This window comes from Parasaccharibacter apium (genome assembly GCF_002917995.1).
GTDB classification, from domain to species: Bacteria; Pseudomonadota; Alphaproteobacteria; order Acetobacterales; family Acetobacteraceae; genus Bombella; species Bombella apis.
On sequence record NZ_LMYH01000009.1, the window covers coordinates 1 to 17,628 of the forward strand.

General features: G+C 62.6%; 11 protein-coding genes and 1 pseudogene. 2 read left to right on the forward strand and 10 right to left on the reverse strand.

The genetic code is table 11. The features are described from left to right. The 7 genes and pseudogenes from ASO19_RS09225 to ASO19_RS03875 form a co-directional block, all read right to left on the reverse strand. Nucleotides 1–285: pseudogene (locus tag ASO19_RS09225) on the reverse strand (Tim44 domain-containing protein); the annotation flags it as partial. A 7-nt stretch (nucleotides 286–292) separates the two neighbouring features. Then, complete coding sequence (locus ASO19_RS03850) at nucleotides 293–1,642, reverse strand: TldD/PmbA family protein (RefSeq protein ID WP_103765438.1); 1,350 nt, start codon at nucleotides 1,640–1,642, stop codon at nucleotides 293–295. Further along, nucleotides 1,639–2,907 (reverse strand): M16 family metallopeptidase, encoded by a 1,269-nt coding sequence (locus tag ASO19_RS03855; protein WP_086431190.1) that lies wholly within the window; start codon nucleotides 2,905–2,907, stop codon nucleotides 1,639–1,641. Before ASO19_RS03855 ends, ASO19_RS03850 begins: the two co-directional genes overlap by 4 nt. A gap of 163 nt (nucleotides 2,908–3,070) precedes the next feature. Then, nucleotides 3,071–4,468, reverse strand: a complete 1,398-nt coding sequence (thrC, locus tag ASO19_RS03860; RefSeq protein ID WP_043560577.1) for a threonine synthase — start codon at nucleotides 4,466–4,468, stop codon at nucleotides 3,071–3,073. 26 nt (nucleotides 4,469–4,494) lie between these two features. Beyond that, a complete protein-coding gene (locus ASO19_RS03865; protein ID WP_081563035.1) occupies nucleotides 4,495–5,532 on the reverse strand; it encodes a hypothetical protein in 1,038 nt (345 codons plus the stop codon). Further along, nucleotides 5,529–5,849 (reverse strand): hypothetical protein, encoded by a 321-nt coding sequence (locus ASO19_RS03870; RefSeq protein WP_103765439.1) that lies wholly within the window; start codon nucleotides 5,847–5,849, stop codon nucleotides 5,529–5,531. Before ASO19_RS03870 ends, ASO19_RS03865 begins: the two co-directional genes overlap by 4 nt. Then, nucleotides 5,846–7,300 carry a PepSY-associated TM helix domain-containing protein gene (locus tag ASO19_RS03875; RefSeq protein ID WP_181005194.1) on the reverse strand — a complete coding sequence of 485 codons (1,455 nt, stop codon included), beginning with the start codon at nucleotides 7,298–7,300 and terminating at the stop codon, nucleotides 5,846–5,848. Before ASO19_RS03875 ends, ASO19_RS03870 begins: the two co-directional genes overlap by 4 nt. Before the next feature lie 205 nt (nucleotides 7,301–7,505). Here ASO19_RS03875 and ASO19_RS03880 point away from each other — a divergent pair, with 205 nt between their 5' ends. Further along, the gene (locus tag ASO19_RS03880; RefSeq protein WP_103765441.1) at nucleotides 7,506–9,767 is read left to right on the forward strand and encodes a TonB-dependent receptor; all 2,262 of its coding nucleotides are present in this window, start codon (nucleotides 7,506–7,508) and stop codon (nucleotides 9,765–9,767) included. A 46-nt stretch (nucleotides 9,768–9,813) separates the two neighbouring features. On the opposite strand, the gene ASO19_RS03885 is transcribed toward ASO19_RS03880, so the two are convergent. Together ASO19_RS03885 and mutS are read right to left on the reverse strand one after the other, a co-directional pair. After that, entirely contained in the window at nucleotides 9,814–12,690 is a 2,877-nt protein-coding gene (locus tag ASO19_RS03885) for a [protein-PII] uridylyltransferase (RefSeq protein WP_103765442.1), read from the reverse strand. After that, nucleotides 12,680–15,397: a DNA mismatch repair protein MutS gene (gene mutS / locus ASO19_RS03890; RefSeq protein ID WP_258036071.1), complete on the reverse strand. Its 2,718-nt coding sequence runs from the start codon at nucleotides 15,395–15,397 to the stop codon at nucleotides 12,680–12,682. Before mutS ends, ASO19_RS03885 begins: the two co-directional genes overlap by 11 nt. A 185-nt stretch (nucleotides 15,398–15,582) precedes the next feature. On the opposite strand from mutS, the gene ASO19_RS03895 reads away from it, so the two are divergent. Continuing rightward, on the forward strand, nucleotides 15,583–16,050 hold the full coding sequence (locus ASO19_RS03895) for a GAF domain-containing protein (protein ID WP_081563459.1): 468 nt from the start codon (nucleotides 15,583–15,585) through the stop codon (nucleotides 16,048–16,050). A gap of 18 nt (nucleotides 16,051–16,068) precedes the next feature. Here ASO19_RS03895 and murJ read toward each other — a convergent pair whose 3' ends face one another. Then, entirely contained in the window at nucleotides 16,069–17,625 is a 1,557-nt protein-coding gene (gene murJ, locus ASO19_RS03900; RefSeq protein ID WP_043560565.1) for a murein biosynthesis integral membrane protein MurJ, read from the reverse strand. Between the last annotated feature and the right edge of the window lie 3 nt (nucleotides 17,626–17,628).

Consider the following 17,628-nt stretch of genomic DNA (forward strand, 5'->3'; position numbering starts at 1 on the left):
CCCCCAACTGGACCCGGCCCATGGACCGCAGCATGACGCCCCGCACGCCGTCCTATSCCTCTCCGGTGCCGGAGAGGCATAGGACGGCGTGCGGGGCGTCATGCTGCGGTCCATGGGCCGGGTCCAGTTGGGGGTGAGGCTGGTGCGGGGCGGGGGGCTATAGGTGCGGGAGCCCCGGCTGCCCAGGGAAGACCCCATGCCAGCTCTGGCATCGGCAGCCGGAGCAAGGGCAAAGAGTGGCAGGCACAGGGCTGCCGCTGCGAGGGGGAAAAGACGAATACGCATAATCTGGTCAGTCTCCAGCAAGACTCATCTGGTCAATACGGATGGTTGGGGCGTGATGACCCGTCATCAGGTTGAGGTCATTGGCGGGGATGAGCCGCGCAAACATGTCAAGCAGATTACCTGCCACCGTGATGCCTGATACAGGCTCGGCAATCTCGCCATTGCGGATCATGAAGCCTGAACCGCCCCGGCTGTAATCGCCTGTCAGCATGTTGATGGCGTTGCCCATCAGTTCGGTGATGAGCACACCCTCCCTGATATCACGTCTCAGTTCTTCAGGGGAGTGGGTGCCCGCATGAAGGAACAGGTTGGACGGACCGGGGTGGACATTGCCCCCGCCGGTCCGGCTGGCTCGACCATTGCTGGCGTGCAGACCCAGCCTGCGGGCACAGCGGCTGTCCAGCAGCCAGTGGCGAAGCTGCCCGTCTTTTACAAGGTCCAGCGGCAGGCAGGCCGTGCCCTCACCATCAAAGGGGCGGGAACCGGCAAGACGGGGCAGGGTCGGGTCATCGGTGATGGTGACGCCAGACCCAAATACCGCTTCATCCAGCCTGTCCTTGAGGAAGGAAGTCCCCTGCACGATGGCGGATCCATTGATCGCCCCAGCGAGATGCCCCAGCAGGGAGCCGGACACGCGGGGGTCGAACAGGACCGGATAGAGGCCCGTTCTGGGGCGGGTAGGGTTCAGCCGGGCAAGGGCACGGCGGGCCGCCTCATGGCCCAGCCGGGCAGGATTTTCTAGGTCGGCCTGATGCACGGCACTGTGCAGGGCATAATCCCGTTGCATCCCTGTTCCTGTTCCCGCCAAGACGCTGACGCCACAGCTGTGGCCGCTGCGCTGATACTGGCCGGCAAAGCCGGCACTGGTGGCCAGGGCGATGTCCTGAAGGGTCGTGCTGGTTGAGGCACCACTGCTGTTGGTGATGCCTGCATGTGAGAGGGCTGCGTCTTCCATCTCACGGGCTCTGTCCAGCAGGGCCGGCGTATCCGGCGTGCCAGAGGGGTCGAACAGGTCGAGCTTTGCAATCGTGCTGGCAGGAACAGGCATGAGCGGTTCGTCTGCCAGACCGTCATCAGGGGACGGAGGAACGACCCTGGCCATGGCACAGGCCCGTTCTGCAAGCTGTGAGAGGGCTTCCGGCGTTACGTCATTGCCGGAGACCGTGGCCACACGGCCCTGATGGAAGACACGCAGCCCGAGGGACAGGCTCTCCGCATGGCGGAGGCCTTCCGCCTGACCCTGCCGGATCATGGCGGAGCGGCTCCGGCCACGGAGCATGACCGCATCGGCATGGTCGGCACCGTGCTGGCGGGCAAACTTCAGGGCGGCCTCAAGATGGGGGAGCAGATCGGTCATGCGGATTTCAGTGCGGCGTGGATGGCATCTGGCCCGGGGATGTTGCGGGCTGGTCCCATGGTGGTCAGCGTCGGAGCCCCGTTGAAGATGGTCCGGGCCATGGCCAGGACGTCCTCTTCCGTTACGGCATCGATTTTGCGGATCATGTCGCTGGTGGAAATGATGCGGTCATGGACCTGGATCTGGCGGGCGATCTGGGCACAGCGGCTGCCTGTGCTCTCCAGCGACATGAGCAGCGAGGCCTTGAGCTGCGTGCGGGCACGGTCCAGTTCTTCCTTGCTGATTCCCTTCTGGAGGGTGCTGAGCTCAGTCAGGGCGGCAGGAATCAGTTCGTCCGTCTTGTCTGGCCCGGTCCCGGCATAGAGGCCGAACATGCCGCTGTCCGCAAAGGGGCTGGCAAAGGTGTAGACGCTGTAGACGAGCCCGCGCCGCTCCCGGATTTCCTGGAACAGACGGGACGACATGCCACCTCCCAGCAGGGTGGAGAGGATCATGGCACTGTAATAGCCTTTTTCCCGATAGCCGGGGGCGGGGAATCCCAGCAGGAGGTGGACCTGGTCCAGCTTGCGGTCCGTCTGCTTCATCCCGCCGACATACCGGCCCGGTACGGCCTGTGGTGGCGTGTGCGTGGGCAGGTCGGCAAAATGGGTACGGACGAGGTCGACAACCTCATCATGGTGGAGATTGCCCGCTGCGGCGATGACCATGTTCTGCGTGCTGTAATGCTCATGCATGTAGGCCATGAGCGTCTCCCGGCTCATGCTGGCGATGCCATCTTCCGTGCCAAGGATGGGGCGGCCCATGGGCTGATCGGGGTAGGCACATTCCTGGAAATGGTCAAAGACGATGTCATCAGGCGTATCATTCGCCTGACCGATTTCCTGAAGGATGACACCACGTTCCCGCTCCACTTCTTCTGGCAGAAAGGTGCTGTGGGTGAGGATGTCGCCGATGAGGTCCACGCCAAGTGGCAGATCATCCTTCAGCAGCTTGACGTAATAGGCTGTATTCTCCCTGGCCGTGTAGGCGTTGAGATAACCGCCCACATTTTCGATTTCCTCGGCAATGCGGATGGCAGAACGACGCCCTGTTCCTTTGAAGGCCATATGCTCGAGAAAATGGGCTGCTCCATTGGTGGCTTCGCTTTCATGGCGGGTGCCAGCAGCCACATAGGCTCCGAACGAGACGGTTTCGACACGCTCCATCCGTTCCGTCACGATGTTGAGGCCATTTTCAAGAGTCGTACGTCTGATCTGTTCGCTCATGCAGTTCTGCGTGTCCATGATGTGAGAAAAAGCGGAAAGTGTTTGCAATATGGGGTGCCGGGAGTCTTTTTCCAGTCCCCCCGTTTTTCACGGGGCAGACGGAAAAGGGGACAGCCTGACAGGGCCATCCCCTTTTGCCCATGTGTAGCAGCCAGCGCAGGACTCAGCGTCCGCGATGCGCCCGGACAGCCGCTTTGACCTTTTCGAGGTCGTTGGGAAGAACCTCATAACGTTCCTTGCGGGAGAAGAGGTCTGCCAGATGCGGCGGCAACTCCGGATGGATGCCGGTTGCTTTCTTTACGGCATCGGGGAATTTGGCCGGGTGGGCCGTGGCGGCGGCCACCATCGGCACGCCCGCTTCGCGGAAGCGCCGCCCCGCTGCCAAGCCGATGGCGGAGTGAGGGTCTGCCAGATAATGGCTTTCAGCGTAAAGTGCCTTCATCGTGGCGGTCGTCTGCTCGTCACTCAGGGCAACGCCGTGGAAAGTTTCCCGGATCTGCTCCCAAGCGTCATGTGGCACGGCCATGCAGCCCGTCTGCCGGAACTCTTCCATGATGGCACGGCAGCGGTTGGGATCACGGCCCAGCATCTCGAACAGCAGACGCTCGAAGTTGGACGAAACCTGAATGTCCATGGAGGGGGAGAGGCTCGGCTCCACCTGCCGCTTCGTCATGTCGTTGTTCAGAAGGAAGCGGGTCAGGATGTCGTTCCGGTTGGAGCCGACACAGAGATGATCGACAGGCAGCCCCATCTGGCTGGCCACCCAAGCGGCCAGGATGTTGCCGAAGTTGCCGGTTGGCACGGCGAAGGAAACCGGGCGGTCCGGCCCACCAAGAGCGAGGGCGGAGCGGACATAATAGGGAATCTGGGCTGCAATGCGGGCCCAGTTGATGGAGTTGACGGCGGAGAGGGCGCAGTCCGTACGGAAGGATTCATCGGCGAACATGGCTTTGACCATGTCCTGACAGTCATCAAAGTCGCCTTCCACGGCGATGTTGAGGACGTTGTCCTCCAGCACTGTGGTCATCTGGCGGCGCTGGACTTCCGACGTCCGGCCATGGGGATGGAGAATGACGATGGACACATGTTCCCGGCCACGGAAGGCCTCGATGGCGGCGGATCCTGTATCGCCCGATGTGGCACCGACAATGGTCACATGGTGGTTGCGCTGTTTCAGTACATGTTCGAAGAGGCGGCCAAGCATCTGCATGGCCATGTCCTTGAAGGCGAGCGTCGGGCCGTGGAACAGCTCCAGCGAAAAGAGACCATCCTCCACTTCCACCAGCGGTGCTACGGCGGCGTGGTCGAATTGTCCGTAGACGTCGTGCGCCATGGTACGGAGTGTGTCACGGTCTATGCTGCCCTCGGTGAACAGGCCGATGACCTCTGCCGCAAGGTCGGCATAGGAGAGGGTGCGCCAGCCTGTCAGGGTCTCGCGGGGGATATGCGGCCAGTGATCGGGCATGTAGAGCCCGCCATCACCAGCCAGACCGCTGAGCAGAATATCGGAAAAGTCGGGGGCAGCGGCATCCAGTGTGCCGCGGGTAGATCGATAACGCATGCCCCCACTATATCACCGAAACGCCATCAGGGCAGGGTAATTTCCAGAAGATGCTGGTGATTGGTTGTTGGGGCCGGATTCATGCCGTTTTCCGGCATGGCGGAACCGGTCAGGACAGCCAGCCGTCCCGGCACGCCTGAGCGGCCTTTGAGCAGTGTGACGGCCTGGGCATCATAGAGTTTCTCATCATGAAGCAGACGCCAGGGCAGGCGGTCGGCACCAAAGGCGAGCAGGTCTCCATGTTCGATGTCGATCATGTAGATCGTGTCATCCCGGCTGATGGTCATGCCGCCAAGGCTGGGGGTACGGCGCCAGTTTGTCATGGCTTCTATCCGTTCCGCCGGGCCAAGGCTGGAATCGGTCAGAATGTCAGTTCCGATTCGGTAAAGTGGCCCTGTCGGGGTCTGATAAAACAGCCAGTTTTTGCCGTGGTCCAGTAGGAGGAAGCGCACGTTGCCCCCCGTTTTGGGCTGCCCCTGTGCCGTCGTGACGGGCTGGCCATGCCGGATGAGAGGGGCATGGCTGCTGAGGGAGGGGGCGCCTTCCAGCAGACGCTCTGCATGACCGCTCCTGAGGTCGATGATGACGAAAGCCGGAACGCCGTCATCGACCAGAAAAGCCTTGCTGTCCGTGACCTGAAGGGCCGAAATGTGGCTGCCGACGGCCAGGGCGTTGCTGAAGCCGATATGGTTGAGGATGACCCCTGTATCCGGTGCGATATTGAGCAGTGCGGGCGTGGGCGCCTGTGTTACGGCCCAGAGGCCCTGGGATGTCGCCGTCAGGGCCGTGATGGCGGGCAACTCGTCCATCAGGAGAGTGAGGCGGCTGTCCACGGGGTCCAGACGATAGATCTTGCCCGTCATACCCAAGGCGAAGGGGGACCCATCGGGAAGGGAATTCAGCGAGGGGGCCAGCGGCAGGCTCAGCTCATGTTCGCCAACAATCCGGGCCTGCACATGGGCGTCCTGCCAGGGGCGGTCTGCTCTGGCAGCGGGGCTGAGCCCCAGAACGGCGGCCGACATGATAAGGGCTGAGGTCAGCAGTGAGGACAGACGTATTTTCATGGCAGGTATCTGGGTGTTCCCCGATGGTTTTGCAAGTTCCGGCCTTTGGGAGCTGGTGAGTGTGGCAGATGGGGGAGGGTCAGGCCGAGCAGAAAGCCCGTGGCTGGAGCTGTGAAGACCCAGAGGAACAGTCCGTCCAGTCCTTCCAGAAGGTAGGCTCCGGTCAGGCCGGCGGCAGGCAGGGCCAGGCGGAGAAGCGTCTGTAGCGTTCCGGCAGGGGGAAGATGGCAGGGATTCTGTCGCCTGTAGGTGGGCAGTCTGTTGAGATGGAGCAGCCAGACAGCAGCCCAGAGGCCCATGAGGAACAGGATGATCATGCCGCCTGCTTTCGGAAAAGATGCAGAAGAACGGACAGGGCAGCCAGTCCAAGGCAGGCTGCCAGAAGGTCCACGGCGCCGAAGAGGAGAGGTCGCCCCGTATGAAAAGGGCGAGTCAGCAGGTCGAGTCCTGTAGTGCCAGTGCCCATAACAGCCACAAGGGCGAGCTGCTGGCAGGTTGCCGGTCTGATGATGAAGGCATGGAGCAGTGAGAGGCTCCAGAGACCGAAGAAAACACTTTTTTCCCAGAGAATGGGCGACAGGGAAAACGGCGTGGGGAGGCGTGTGCTCCAGAACAGGGCCAGCGTGGCCAGGGGCAGCCCCAGTGTGGTGGCGATGGTGACGGCCTCATGACTGCGCTGGAGGCGCTGCCGGATTGTGGAGGAAACAGGGTGATGGGTGATGCTGTTCCTTTCCGACTGCAGGAAGAGGACCAGGCCGGACCCGATGATGATGCAGCCCATCAGACCGCTGAAGCAGTAGAACCAGCGTGTTGCCAGTCCGGCCCAGCGCAGGTTGTGCAGTCCCACGAAGAAGCTGTGTACGGTCGGGCAAACGGACCGGGGCGGCAGGGTGGGGTGGGAAGGTGTCAGGGCCTGCCTCTGGAGGCAGAAATGCAGGGTGTCAGGGCCATAAAGGCCGATTTCCCTGCCGGTCTGCATGAAGAATCCATCTGCTACCGTGCCCCACTGCCGCAGGCCGTTTTCGGTCAGGCTGCTGATGATGGCGGGAGACAGGGACGGTGGTATGGCTGTGTGGGCCTGATGGCGACTGGCATGGCCTGCGGGGTGATGGGGCGGGTTCATCATGTGGATGAGCTTCTGGGACTGAAGGATCACGCCGGACAGGCCGATGATGAACAGGACGGGCAGGCTCAGCGTGCCGCACAGCAGGTGCAGGTCCAGCCAGCGGCGTTGGGAGGCAGCCCGGGGGCGGAAAAGCAGCAGGTCCGGCAGGAAGCGGCGCAGCTGGAGCCACAGGCCGGTCAACAGTGTCACGAGCAGACCGATGCCTACGGTGGTTGTCAGTATCTGCCCCCATGGGTTGGGCAGGTGAAGGCTGGCATGGAGGGTCACGAAAAACGTGCCGCCGGTGACGTCATGGTCTGTCAGCGGCAGGCCCGTGTCAGGCGCAAGGGCCGGGCCGAGGAAGATGCGCCCATCATAGTGCCAGAGGCGGAAAACGGGGTCCCGTGGAGAGGGAAGTTTCAGGAAAGCGAAGATGCCCGTGTCGAGCTGTGTCTTCAGATTCTGTCCGGCCTTCAGCAGGCCGGTGCGTGTCATGGCGGGCAGGGGACTGTGGAGGGCGGTGCGGGGCTGCATCCAGCCCTGTATTTCCGGAGAAAAACAGGCCAGCGAGCCGGTGAAGCAGAGAACGAACAGGAAAAGGCCAGCCGGGAAGCCGATCCAGCGATGGAAAAGGCGTAGTGCGGTGCGGAGCCTTGGAGACATGATGGACGCAACACGGCATAAATGAGAATGATTCTCATTTATTACGAGGTTTTGGCAGTTCTGTAAATGGGGCAGGACGCAAAAATGACAGGGGTGTAAAAAACGGTAAGAGAAAAAAGGTTTTTTTATGAAAAAAAGTTGAGAATAATTATCGTTAACATATAAAGCGGCACTCATTCAGTTTCACAGTTCAGGATGGGCACGCATGGTTATTCCTTTCCGTTTTTCCCGCAGAACCGTCACTCTCTGGTGCCTTCTGGCAGGCAGCACGCTGACGGGGCATCCCGTCTGGGCTGCCGGAGATGAGGGCAGAGAACAGACGGCAAAGGGCCAGATGGCCCGGCCCGGCCAGCCGGACGGCAAGGCTGACATCAGGAAGAAGAGCGTCGGAAAGGACCGCCAGCAGGCGGACGCCCCCCCGGTGGAAACCATCCTCGTCAAGGCACGGCGGCGGGAGCAGATGGAAGTGAAGCTGGGCGGGCAGGCCGGCGTGCTGGGCAACAAGAAGGGGCTGGACCTGCCCTTCAACCTGCGCAGCTATACGTCCAGCATGATCCTGAACCAGCAGTCCCAGACACTGGGGCAGGTGCTTCAGAACGACCCGTCCGTGCGGACGACATATGGTTTTGGCAATTTCTCGGAGACGTTCATCATCCGGGGGATGCCGGTTTATGGGGATGATGTGGCCATCAACGGCCTGTATGGAATCAGCCCCCGCCAGCTGATCTCTCCCCAGCTCTATGATTCGGTGCAGGTGCTGAATGGGGCAAGTGCCTTCATCAACGGGGCCGCTCCGGGGGGAACGTCGGTCGGTGGCAACATCAACCTCCAGTTCAAACATGCGGGGAGCGAACCGCTCGCTCGTCTGACGGGCGACTATACCAGCAGGGGGCAGGGAGGCGGCAGTCTGGATGTGGGGCGTCGCTTTGGCAGGAATGACCAGTTCGGCATCCGTTTCAATGCGGCGGGCATGGATGGCCAGACCTCCATTTCTGGTGAGCGGCGTCATTCCGTTGCGCTGGGCCTGGATACGGACTGGCACAATGACGACACCCGGATCAGCCTCGACATCAACTACCAGAACCAGAACGTCCAGCAGGGGCGGGGGTCCGTGGTGCTGAATTCCGGTCTGACGGCCGTTCCCAGACCCACGAGACCGGGGCGCAACTGGAGCCAGGGCTGGAGCTATGAGGACATGCACTATGTGTTCGGGCTGCTCAATGTCGAGCATGACCTGAACAGCCATGTCATGCTCTATGGCACGTTCGGGGGCATGACAGGCCATGAGGAAGGCAATTACGATACGGTCTATGTCTCGGACGGGCTGAAGGGCACCGGCTTCGGATACGGGTCCTACGTCCCCTACCAGCAGACCAATGAAAGCACCCGGGGTGGCGTGCGGGCGCATTTCAGGACAGGTTTCCTGAAGCATGAGGTCAATGCCGGTGGGTCGGCCCTGTGGTCGGAGGCCTCCACGGGCTATGCGGGCGGAATGGTCGGCGATACGAGCCTGTATGCTCCCGGGGTCCAGGCCAAGCCGGCGTTGGTCCATCACGTTTCGGCAACGCCAGCCACGAAGACGCAGCTTTACAGCCTGTTCTTCTCGGATACGATGTCTTTCTGGCACGACCGCATCGCCCTGACGGGAGGCTTCCGGTACCAGCACATTCTCCAGAACAGCTACCAGTACACGCCGACCCATTATTCCCGGGATGCCATCACGCCTGTGGTCGGGCTGGTGGTGCATGTGGCCCGCCATGCTTCTCTCTATTTCAACCGGGTGGAGGGGCTGAACCAGGGGCTTCAGGCCCCGGCACGGAGTTCCCTGTATCCCAATCTGGTCAATGCGCAGCAGTTCCTGTCACCCACACGGACCGTCCAGTATGAAGTTGGCGGGAAATATGACATTGGCCGTTTCAGTGCGTCCCTGGCCTTCTACCGGTTGGACCGGCCGACAGGGCTGGTCGAGGATTATGGGACGGAACAGATATTCAAGGCCAGTGGCAGGCAGCGCAATCAGGGCATCGAGCTGAACGTCAATGGTGAGATCATTCACGGGCTGCGCTTCAACGGGGGCAGTGCCCTCATCCAGGCCAAGCAGGTCAAGGGGGACTATGTCGGCAACAGGGCTGTCGGCATTCCCGGTTATACGATCAACGGGAATCTGGAGTATGACATTCCTTTCGTGAAGGGACTGACCCTGACGGGGCGTGTCACCCATACGGGCCATCAGTGGGTCAATGTCCAGAACTCCCTGCGGATTCCGAACTGGACGACCTACGATCTCGGAGCCCGCTACACCTTCATGATGACACCGAAACGCCCGATGACCTTCCGTTTTGGTGTGGAAAATCTCACCAACAGCCATTACTGGGCTTCATCCTACACGGCGTTCAGCAGCGTGAACGGTTATCTGACCCAGGGGCTGCCACGGACCTTCAAGGCGTCTTTCTCGACCGACATGTGAGTCGAACCGGACGGGGCCATGCCATGCAGGCATGGTCCTGTTCCCGTCAGGAGATGTCCGCCTCCGTGTGGCGGAGCGTTTCCAGCAGGGCCGTCTGAAGGGCCTCTTCCTGCTCTGGCGTTGCCAGCTTGTGACCCTCCGCATCCGTCACATAGAATACGTCCACGGCCCGCAGCCCGTAGGTCATGATGTGGGCGGAAGAAATGTGCAGTTTCAGGCGGCTGAGCGTGGCGGTGATGTTGTACAGCAGGGCCGGTCTGTCCCGCCCGTTGACCTCGACGATGCTGTGATTTTCTGACGCATCATTGTCGATGAGAACACGGGAGGGAATGGGAAGGGCTTCCAGCCGCCGGACGAGGGGGAAGCTGGCGGCACTGAGCGTCTCGTCCAGATTGACATCCCCTTCCATGACCTGCGTGATTGTCTCACGCAGGCGTTCTACATGTTCCGGCTCCAGAAAAGCCTCGCCGTGGGGGGTCTGGAACCAGAATGTGTCCAGCACCATGCCATTGTGGAGCGTATGGATGCGGGCATCGGCGATGGTGGCCCCGCAGAGGGCCAGTGCCCCCGTGATGCGGGAGAAGAGGCCCGGCTTGTCCTTGCAGAAGACGGTCAGCTCCGTGATTCCCCGGCTCGGGAGGGGGACGATGTCCATGATGATGGCGTTGTCACGCCCGTCCTCACGGTGTTGGCTGATCAATCCGGCATGGCGGACATGGCTCTGCGGGTCGAAGCTCAGCCAGTAGCCGGGGCTGCCAAGCTTCATGAAGGAGGCGATGTCTGCGGGGGCCATGTCTTTGTCCATCAGCTCCTGCCGGACGAAGGCCTTGTTGTGTTCCACCCGTTCATCATCTTCCCGGGCCTGCAGGCCGCCTTCCAGCACATCGGCTATGCGGGTATAGAGGCGGCCCAGCAGGGTGGCCTTCCATGCGTTCCATGCCCGTGGGCCAACGGCCCGGATGTCGGCAATGCTGAGCAGGAGCAGCATCCGCAGCCGCTTGGGTGACTGGATGATGTCGGCCAGGTCCAGGATGGTCTGGGGGTCGTCAATGTCCCGGCTGAAGGCGGTGCGGGATAGTAGCAGATGGTGCAGGACCAGCCAGGAGACCGTGTCCGTGTCGCTGGCGGAGAAGCCGAGCTGCTGGCAGATGGTGGTGGCGATGTCGGCCCCGATTTCGGAATGGTCCCCGCCATGTCCCTTGCCGATGTCATGCAGCAGGGTGGCCAGATAGAGCAGGGGCCGCTGTGTCATGGTGCGGGCCAGCCTGTAGGCCAGCGGCAGCTCGTCCGTCATGCGGCCCTGCTCGATCATCCGCAGGACACGGACGGATTCGATCGTGTGGGCATCCACGGTATGGATGTGATAGCCATCAAACTGCGTCCGGCCGAGGATGCGGGACCAGCCAGGCAGGAGATGGGAGAGGATGCCCGTCTCGTTGAGCAGTGGCAGCCAGAAGAGGCGGTCCTGCCACTGCTCGGGATATTGCTCCGGTACAGTAGCTGTGCCTGGTGCCGGAAGTTCAGCAGCCGGTTCGCAGAGCAGCCTGATGAAGAGGGCGGAGGCCTCATCATCATGGCGGAGGAAGGCGCTGTGCCGTTCAAAACGGATGATATGCTGTATGGCAGCAGGGTGCAGAGCCAGTTGATGGCGGCGTGCACAGTCCAGAAAACGCAGGACGGTCACAGGTTCCCGGACAAGGGCTAGCGGGTTGGGGAAACTGAGGCAGCCATCAATGCGCTGGAACCCGTCTGGCCCCGGTTCCACCCGCGGGGGGCGCTGCTGGAGCTGGTTGCGCAGGTGCAGAAGGATGGCAGGCTGGAAGACATGGGTCAGCCGCATCACGGCCCGGGCCATGAGGAAATGGTGGCGCATGAAGCGCTCCACCCCTCGCTGATGACCATGATTGCCATAGCGCATCCTGGCCCCGATAATGGGCTGGACATCAAATGTCAGACGTTCTTCATTCCGGCCGGTGATGTAATGAAGGTTGAGCCGCACCGTCCAGAGGAAGTTCCAGAGGCTGCGGGTACGGGATATTTCCCGTTGTGTCAGCAGGCCGAGCAGGGTACAGGCCGGGGCCAGCCCCTGGGCACGCTGGAGGTTGGATTTTATTGAAAGACCATTTCCCAGCACGGCATAGCCAATCCAGTTCAGGACCTGAAGGTCCCGCAGCCCGCCTTTGCCTTCCTTGATGTGTGGCTCGACCAGATAGGGTGTATCACCAAACCTCTGGTGCCGCTCCTCCCGCTGGGTGATGGCCTGGAGGACAAAGCGCTCCAGTGCAGGGCCTTTCAGATAGGCTTCCAGCTTTTCCTGGAGAGCCAGGACGAGTGATTTCTGTCCGTGGAGAGGGCGTATGTCCAGCAGGGTCGTGCAGGAGGTCTGGTCTGTTCTGGCCATCTCCATGGCACTGTCGATGGTGCGTGTGGCATGGCCGACCCGCAGCCCTAGGTCCCACAGTGTATAGAGGATGTACTCGATGGCTTTGATGAGGTTCGCAGAGGGAGGGGCCTCGGTCAGGAAGAGCAGGTCCACATCACTGAAGGGAGCCAGCAGTCCCGCACCATGTCCGCCCGTGGCACAGAGGCAGAAGGCCTCACCTGTTCCATCTTCCTGTGGAGCAGAGGGCAGCCCGGCATGGCGGGCCAGTTCTGCAATGACATGGTCCATCAGCAGGGCGAGGTTGCGGGCTGTTTCCACACCGCTCGTTTCCCGTTTTTCAAACTGCTGGCGGATACGCTCCCGTTGCAGGCCGAGTTCTGTTCTCAGCCGTTCCAGAGCTTCCTGGCGGGGCACGACGGGCTGCCAGGCCTGGCTCATGTGTGATGGAGGGGTGGAGGTGAGGGGAGCAGACATGACAGCTCTCTTGTTGGCGGCAGGCTCTGGCAGGTTTTGCAGGGTACCCGTTGCGTCATTCTGCATCCGCAACATCCTTTTTGGCAAGGCCATCCATCAGGCTTTTCAGCTGATAGAGGGCTGAATGGGCCTCCCGGGGGGAGAGGGAGTCCGGGTCCAGCCCTGCCAGTTCGTCACGCAGGGCATGGAGGGTGGCCAGTCCGTCGGTGGAGGTATGGCCAGTGGGCAGGGGGGCATCCGGTGGAGGGGTTTCCATGGCGGCCTGTTCAAACAGGGGCAGGCTGGCAGGCTGGCGGGTCTGTCCCCGTTCGTTTTCGAGGCGTGCCAGCAGGACCCGTGCCCGCTGGAGGACGGAAGCTGGAATGCCCGCCAGCTTTGCCACATGCAGGCCCCAGCTTTTCTGGGCCAGCCCGGGTCGGACCTCGTGCTGGAAGACGACATGCCCCTTCCATTCCCGCACGGCCATGGTGCAGGGGGCCAGCCGGGGGAGGGTTTCCAGCAGGGCACCGAGCTCATGAAAGTGCGTGGCGAAGATGGTGCGGCAGCGCAGCTGGGAGTGCAGGGCCTCCAGCGTGGCCCAGGCGATGGAGAGGCCATCCAGCGTCGAGGTGCCCCGCCCGATCTCATCCACCACGACAAGGGAGCGTGGCCCCGCCTGATTGAGGATGGCGGCGGTCTCCGTCATTTCCACCATGAAGGTGGAACGCCCACGGGCCAGATCGTCGGCCGCCCCCACACGGGAGAAGAGCCGGTCCACGATGCCGATCGTTGCCTCCTGTGCCGGGACGGGCAGCCCGGCCTGTGCCAGAATGACGGCCAGGGCGTTCTGGCGCAGGAAGGTCGATTTCCCGGCCATGTTGGGGCCTGTCAGCAGGATGGCGTGTTTTTCCGGTGGCAGGGTGCAGTCATTGGCGATGAAGGCCGTGTCATGGGCGGCCTGGTCGTGCAGGGCGGCTTCCACCACGGGGTGACGGCAGGAACGGAGCGTGAAGTCCTGCCCGTCCGTCATGGTGGGGCGGCACCATGTGCCACGGTCCATGATGCGGGCGCAGGAGATCAGCGCATCCAGCTCGGCCAGGGCACGGCCGACATCATCAAGGGCAGGGGTGTTGAGGCAGTGCTGGGCCAGGTCGGCAAAAAGGTGACGTTCCAGCTCGTCGGCTTTTTCCGACGCTTCCAGAATGGCCTGGTTGAGCGAGGAGAGTTCTTCATTGGAGAAGCGGGCGAGACTCGCCGTGCCCTGCCGCAGGCTCAGCCCCTCATGCTGGCGCAGCTTCCGGCCTGCCGCCGCAGGAACCTCGATGACGTAGCCGAGCTGGTTGTGATGGCGGATGCGCAGGCTGGAAATCTCATAGTCTTCCGACAGGCGGACCTGCAGCTGGGCGATCAGGCGGCGGCTGTTGTCCCGCAGGTCCCGCTGGCGGTCCAGCTCGGCATCAAAGCCGGGAGCGATGACCCCACCATCCTCGATCTTGACGGGCAGTTCGGCAATTAGGGCGGCCTCAAGCCGTTCCAGCAGGGCGTCGGCCCGCCCGTACAGGCTGGCTCCGACATGGCGGATGCGCTCGGGCATGCCGGTTTCTGTCAGTCCGCCGAGTATCCCGGTGATCTGATCCGCTGCCCGGAGCGTGTCCCGGATGGCGGCAAGGTCCCGTGGCAGGGGACGGCCGCTGGAGATGCGCCCCAGGGCACGGGCGGAATCGGGAGCCTGCCGGAGGATGTCCCGCAATGTTCCCGTGGGCTGGGGATGCTGGTGAAGCCAGCTCCAGCCCTCCTGCCGTTGCGTGATGAGGGTGAGGTCCGTGCTGGGGGTGCTGACCCAGTGGGACAGAAGGCGGGTACCGGCCGCTGTGGCTGTCTGATTGACACTGGTGAAGAGCGTGTGCCTGCTGCCGCCATCCCGGGACTGGAGAATGTCGAGACTGCTGCGGGTGGCCGGGTCCAGCCCCATGATGCTGTCCAGCCCGTGGTCGATGGGAGGGGCCAGCCGGGGCAGCCTGCCCGCCTGGCTGCGGCGGACATAGTCCAGCAGCACGGCACAGGCGATGATCTGTTCATCCCGGAAATCCCCCAGCGCATCCATCTGGGCGACCTGATAGGCGTCTGTCACGGTGCGTTCTGCGGCCTCCCGGCTGGGGGCGGCCGTGGAGGGGGTGATGATTCCGGCATGGTCCGCCGGGATCAGGGCCGGGTCGGAGAGAATTTCCGAGGGGGAGAGGCGGGCCAGCAGCTCGGCCAGGGTGTCTGCCTCCAGCCGGAGCAGTTCCAGCGTACCGGTGGAAATGTCGATCCAGGCCGCCCCGAGGCAGTGCCTGCGGCGTCTGTCCGGGGCGACGATGGCCAGGAGCGTGTTGGCCCGTCCGGCTTCCAGCAGCTCATCTTCCGTCAGGGTACCGGGCGTGATGACACGGACGATCTCCCGGCGGAGCGGGCCTTTCTGGCCCTTGCGGGGGATTTCCGTCTGTTCGGCCACGGCTACCCGGAAGCCCCGGCGGATGAGCCGGGAGAGGTAGACCTGCGCCGTGCCCACGGGCACGCCACACATGGGGATGGGTTCCTCATCATGAGTTCCCCGGTGGGTGAGGGTGATGTCCAGCGCAAGGGCGGCCGCATGGGCATCGCCAAAGAAAAGCTCGTAGAAGTCTCCCATGCGGAAGAAGAGCAGGGCATCAGGTTCCTGCTTTTTCAGGGTGAACCACTGCTCCATGGTCGGCGTGACCTTCCCCGTTACCTGCGGGGGAATGGGAGGGACGGATGGTTTCTGGTCGACCATGCAGAAAAAAGACCTCACCGCTTTGTCGTGGCTGGGCAGCCCATGAAGATTAATAGAAGGTTAAGTTGAGATGCGATGCTTCTTATTATCATGAAATGGTGAGGGGAAGGCCAGAGTCATGATGGCAGGGCAGGGTAGAGTGGTTTCCCTTGCCACAACCTGCCCCGGGGCGGCATGGTGGCCTCATGAGTACTGCACCGGAAAATCATGTTGTTTTTGAAGATGTTCTCCCGATGGCTCAGGGACTGCTGGAAGCCGAACGGGACGAAATCGCCAATCTGGCCAATATTGCTGCCCTGCTGTTCGAGGCAATGGCGCAGGTCAACTGGGTCGGTTTTTACCTGATGAAAGGTGGTGAGCTGGTCCTTGGTCCGTTCCAGGGCCGGGTGGCCTGCACGCGGATCGCCGTGGGCAAGGGCGTCTGCGGGGCTGCCGTGGCAGAACGGGCCGTGCAGCGTGTGGCGGATGTCCATGCCTTCCCCGGTCACATCGCCTGTGATGGAGCCTCGGAATCGGAGATCGTCCTGCCCATCATGAAGGGTGGGGAAGTGCATGGCGTGCTGGACATCGACAGTCCCGTGAAGAATCGCTTTTCGGCAGAAGATCAGGCACAGCTGGAAGCCCTTGTCCGGCTTCTGGAATCGCATCTCTGAAATTGTTTTTCCGCCTGCCTAGCGCCTGAAACGCCGGAGCAGGCGGGTACGGAGTTCCTCCAGTCCCAGCACCCGCAGGGCCACGAGCAGCCCGCCATAAAGTGCGGCGCTGCTGCCGATCAGGATGATCAGGGCGCAGAGTCGGGGCAGGGCGTGCCATTCCGGCAGGCCGGTGGTCAGAAAGCGGGCACAGCCCCAGGCCCAGACGCCCATGATGAGAGCGGCCACCATGATGCGGATGGCCCGTGACAGGCTCGTGACGGTGGGGCGGAACGAGTCCCGTCTCCAGAGCAGCAGGGCCAGTGCCCCCATGTTGACGATGGCGGCCAGCGTGCTGGCCAGTGGTGGAGCCAGATGGGCCAGCGTGCGGTACAGCAGCAGGTTGAGGGCCAGATTGATCCCCATCGTGACGAAGCCGATGCGGACCGGTGTCGTGGTGTCGCCTTCGGCAAAGAAGGCCGGAGCCAGCAGCTTGATGATGATGAAGGCGGGCAGCCCGAGCGCATACATGCGGAGGGCTGCGGCGGAATTCTGCACGTCATGGGGTGTGAAATGCCCATAGCCGAACAGGGTGGCCATGATCTCCGGTGCCAGGCTGAACAGGCCGATCATGGCGGGGAGGCTGAGCAGCAGGGCGTAGTTCAGGGCCTGGTTCAGGCTGGTCTGGAGGGCAGAGCGGTCATTGGCAGCGACATGACGGGTGAAGAGCGGCAGCAGCGTCGTGCCGAGGGCCGCCCCCAGCACGCCAAGAGGAAGCTGGTTGACCCGGTCTGCAAAATAGAGCCACGAGATGGAGCCTGTTGGCAGCAGGGTGGCGATGATGGTGTCGATGGTCAGGTTGATCTGCGTGACGCCGGAGCCGACCAGCCCCGGCAGCATCCGGCGGAGTAGCAGCCGGATGTCGGGCGACAGCGCCGGGCGGACCAGTGGCACCGTCATTCCGGCCTTTCGGGCTGCCCAGAGCAGCCCGGCAAGCTGGGCGATACCGGAGAGGGTGATGCCCCATGCGCTGGTCGGGGCGACATGCTGGTGCCCCCAGAAGGCCCCCACAAGAATGGCGGCGATCCCGACGATGTTGAAGGAAATGTACGCCGCCGAGGCGGCTGCGAAATGGTTGCGGGCATTGAGGATGCCGGCGACCAGGGCTGCCCCGCAGATCAGCACCGTATAGGGCATGGTGATGCGGGTGAGCTGCACGGCGATGGCGAAACGGCCCGTGCCGTGGGAGCGGAAGCCGGGGGCGATGAGGTCGATCACCCACGGCATGAAGATTTCTGCCAGAATGGTCAGCAGGCTCAGCCAGAGCAGCAGGAGGGAGAAGGCCTGCCCGGCCAGCAGAAGGGCAGCCGGTGGGCCTTCCTTCTCATAACGGGATGTGAAAAGCGGAACGAAAGCGGCGTTCAGGGCCCCTTCTCCGAAGAGGCGGCGGAACATGTTGGGCAGGCGGAAGGCGATCTGGTACGCATCCTGCACGGGGCCGGCCCCCAGAAACATGGCCAGAAGCTGGTCCCGCACCAGCCCCAGCAGGCGGGACAGCATGGTCCAGCTGCCAACGGTGAGAAGGTGACGCAGCATCGT